Origin of the sequence: Terriglobus sp. YAF25 (assembly GCF_052113305.1) — a bacterium.
In the GTDB taxonomy this organism is placed as follows: domain Bacteria; phylum Acidobacteriota; class Terriglobia; order Terriglobales; family Acidobacteriaceae; genus Terriglobus.
This window is the reverse complement of the sequence record NZ_JBFRCY010000508.1, coordinates 1-3,466: the sequence shown is the minus strand read 5'-3', so window position 1 is coordinate 3,466 and position 3,466 is coordinate 1. Positions and strand designations below refer to the sequence as shown.

Annotated in this window: 2 protein-coding genes; both read right to left on the bottom strand. The window is 56.7% G+C overall.

The genetic code is table 11. The features are described 5' to 3' along the window. Window positions 1–106: 106 nt before the first annotated feature. Window positions 107–1,423: a peroxiredoxin family protein gene (locus AB4043_RS18995; RefSeq protein WP_442302173.1), complete on the bottom strand. Its 1,317-nt coding sequence runs from the start codon at window positions 1,421–1,423 to the stop codon at window positions 107–109. A gap of 94 nt (window positions 1,424–1,517) precedes the next feature. Continuing rightward, window positions 1,518–2,918, bottom strand: coding sequence for a hypothetical protein (locus AB4043_RS18990; protein WP_442302172.1), 1,401 nt, complete (start codon window positions 2,916–2,918; stop codon window positions 1,518–1,520). Window positions 2,919–3,466: the final 548 nt, after the last annotated feature.

The following is a 3,466-nucleotide window of genomic DNA, read 5'->3' as shown; positions in this document are numbered from 1 at the left end:
GACCAGCGGAGCGTCGGTGCCTTTCTAATTCCATCCTTCAATCATTCAATTCCTCATAAAAATCGGCAGCAGAGGTGTCGCGGCCTCCGCTGCCGGCGTGAGGGGTTTAGTAAGAAGCGTTATGGTTTGTCGACGCCGTCGTGTGCGAAGTCAACGGTGCAGTCCCGTTGTCCGCGAGGTTCTTGACGTCCTTCTCTGCKAGGAGCGCTTCTATCTCCGCAGTGAATTCCTGTTTGAGCTGATCGTTGAAGGCTCCGCTCGAAGGCGAGGCGAAGCCCGAGTGAACCAGCCGCACGCGGCCATCCTTACCTACAAACAACGTCGCTGGCCAGGTGTTCAGATTCACCGCTTGAGGCACCTTCTCCCACATCTCTGCCGGGGCGCCGGCGAGCAGATAGGTGTACTTCACGCCATAGTGGTTGATGAATGCCTTCTCGCGAGCGAGCGAGTCCTGCTGCTCTGGCTCTTCGAAGTTCAGGGCAACGATCTCCAGTCCCTTATCGCGATACTTCTTGTCGAGTTCGACCAGGTAACGCGCCTCGTCATGGCAGTTCGGGCACCAGGTTCCAGTCACGATTGCGAGAACCACTTTGTTCTTGAAGCGGGCATCGTCGCTGGAGACCAGCTTGCCGTTTACATCCGGGAACTTGAAGCTGAACCGCTCATTCGCATCCCGTACTGTGGTGTGCTTGCTGTAGTTCTCAGGCTCCGCGAAGCCCTTGCTGCGCGCCACCTCGGGGCGATACGCAGTCAGCGCTTCCGTCGGAGTATAGGCGCCTTCGGTCTTCACCTCCAGCGTACCGTCCTCTTTTGGTGTTACCCGCACCAGCAGAGGACGAGCTCCATCGAAGTGGCTCAGCAGCCAGCTTCCGTTCTTATAAGTTCCGGTCAACGCCCCGGTGTCGCCATCGATACGCAGAATCGACGCTTGTGCTTCCGCGCCGTTCTGCTTCACGATCAAGCGCCATGCTTTCTCACCCTTCGCGGTCTCATGCGGAATCTCCCAGTTACCCGCGATGTTTGGCGCCTGCGCAGATGCTGCTGCCGTGGCATCGATATGGCGGGTTGCATGGAAGGGATAATCGGCGATGTACTTCTCGCGTTCAAAGCGTCCACGCAGTTTGCCTGTGAGCGTTTCCCCGTCGGCGTTCGCCGAAATCGTCGTCAGGTAATGCTCGAAGTCGAGTACGACCTCATTGTTATTGCGCTTCGCGCTGGTTGTGCTCTCGGTCTCTTTGTCTCCGTTGAAGAGTGTGCCTTTGATCTGCTGGCCGTCTTCGGAGATGTCAAGACGAAACGGAATCTCCGTTCCATTGAGAGTGAAGGCCGCGTCCCAGCGCCCTGCGAGTGAGTTTTGTGCGAAGACGGCCGAGCTGCTGAGGACCACGGCAGCAAATGCGATGGTGCGATTGCGAATTGTCATGACAGGCTTCTCCTGAATTTCAGTTGCGAAGGAAGTTCTGTTGCGAAAGGTTGTCGGTGAACTGCAGCGATACGGGCGGTTGCTATGTATTTGGCTATCCCGCCCTTCGGCGGGATAGCCTTTCTGCCCGTGCTGCTGCAGCAGCCGACTGTCGCCACTCCTCCGGTAGATGTGGCTTGGTCGCGAGCAGAATCTGGTACGCGGCTGTGCGATCGGCCGCGGAGATCTTCTGGAATGCGGGCGTTTGGTCTGCTCCGCTCAGCACCTCATAGAGGCGGTGATAGACATAGGTCTTCGCCTCCTGTGGCAACTGATCAAACTGGTCTGAGTAGATGAGATAGCTAACGGGATAGCGGAAGATCCGCCTCTTCAGATCGAAGTCGCGCAGAGATCGCCCTTTGCGATCGCGCAATCCTGCCGCGGCAAAGGTCCGCGCAAAGCTGTTGTTTCCTGCCACGGCCCCGGGTAGAGGAGCTTCGTTGGCAAACAGCAGATACCCCACCAGCTCTTCCGCGGGCTTCTCAAACGTAGTGCGCTCTTCAGGCGTGAGCGGACCTTCGACGCCGTTGTTCTTCTTCGCGTGCTCGAAGAAAGCGATGCGAGTCTTGTAGTTCGTCAGTGTGATGAGGTTGTGCATCTGCGTCTGATGCGCCAGCACCAGATGCGCCACAATGTCGCTCTGCGGATTCAGGTAATCCGCATTGAGAAATTTCTGTTCCAGCGGCTGCAGGCTTTGATCGGGATCGCCGCGCGGTCCATTGGCAATGCCATATCCCGCAGGCATGATGGAGTTACCCATCGTTCGTTCGCTGCCGGCTGAGCCGGTGACATACCATCCACCCCAGCGCTTCGCGATCGGCGTCTCCTGACCGGTGACAAACGACTCCGTCGAGTTCGCCAACGTGCCTGTCGGTGAGGGATAGATCGAACGCACCAACACACCGGGAACATTGCGTGTGCCAGGCGCGATATGGCACTGCGTGCAGTCCAGCTCGGCACGCTCAAACTTCGGATGCTCGGCCTTGTTGGCATCGAGCAGATAGAAGGCAGCCCCCTGGTTCGGATCGAACGAGACGATCTCCAGAGCCTTGCCTTCGTGCACAAAGCCGACATACACGTCGTCGTTGAAATAGAGCGCACGCGGATGTTCGGGCGAGATCTTCTTGTACTGGAAGCTGGTCTTGGAGAAAACCAGCGTCTGCGAGTCCTCGGGAATGTGCAGCGCCTTCAGCACCGAGGGCAGATAGCCCAGACGATCGTCATACGTCAGTTTCACCGTTCCCGCTTCAAGCTTGTTCTCGAGCTCGGCCACGGGATCGTGCAGTTCATCCTGCAGGTAGCGGATCGGCGCATCCGTGTAAGGAATATATCCCTGACGCTTTACAGCAATCTGGCCGCGAGCGCTCCACGCTCCAACACTTACGGCGAATAACGCAGCCGACAACAACGACACCACAACAGGCAGACGCAGACGTGCCAACTCCACGACCTTCATGGTCCAAGACCTTTCCTGGGCTGCACGCGACAAGACGCACACAACACCGGAAGACGACGCGACACTGCGGAATACAAGTTCCGCAACAAATCGCTTCAGATTGTCAGAGGATGATCAACGGTAGAAAGTACGAAGCAATGCCCGCACACACTCATACTCGGATTGATCAGGAAAGCTATCGTGAGCGGCAACAACCACAGAGCGTGGCCGCAACAGAGAGAACGCGCGCTGTCGCCGCGAACATCGCGTTCCGGCCTGCACTCATCGCGTTGTTGTGAAGATAGGTCTTCAAAACGCCTGCTCCGTTGTACTGCTTAGTTGTCTATTATGCACTTCTGGAAAAATCGTGCAAGTTGATTTCGGAATAACCCAAATTCTGGGTGCCAAATCCATCGCATCGCGATGGGTGGGGCACCTGTGATGTTTCAAGAGGTTGTTGTCCATCCGTTTGTATCTGGAGATTCTGTTTGTGACGAGCAAATAGAAGTTTCCGGAGGAACGGATGGACTATCACTATCATGCCCGATTGACGGTGCATGGTCGAAGAG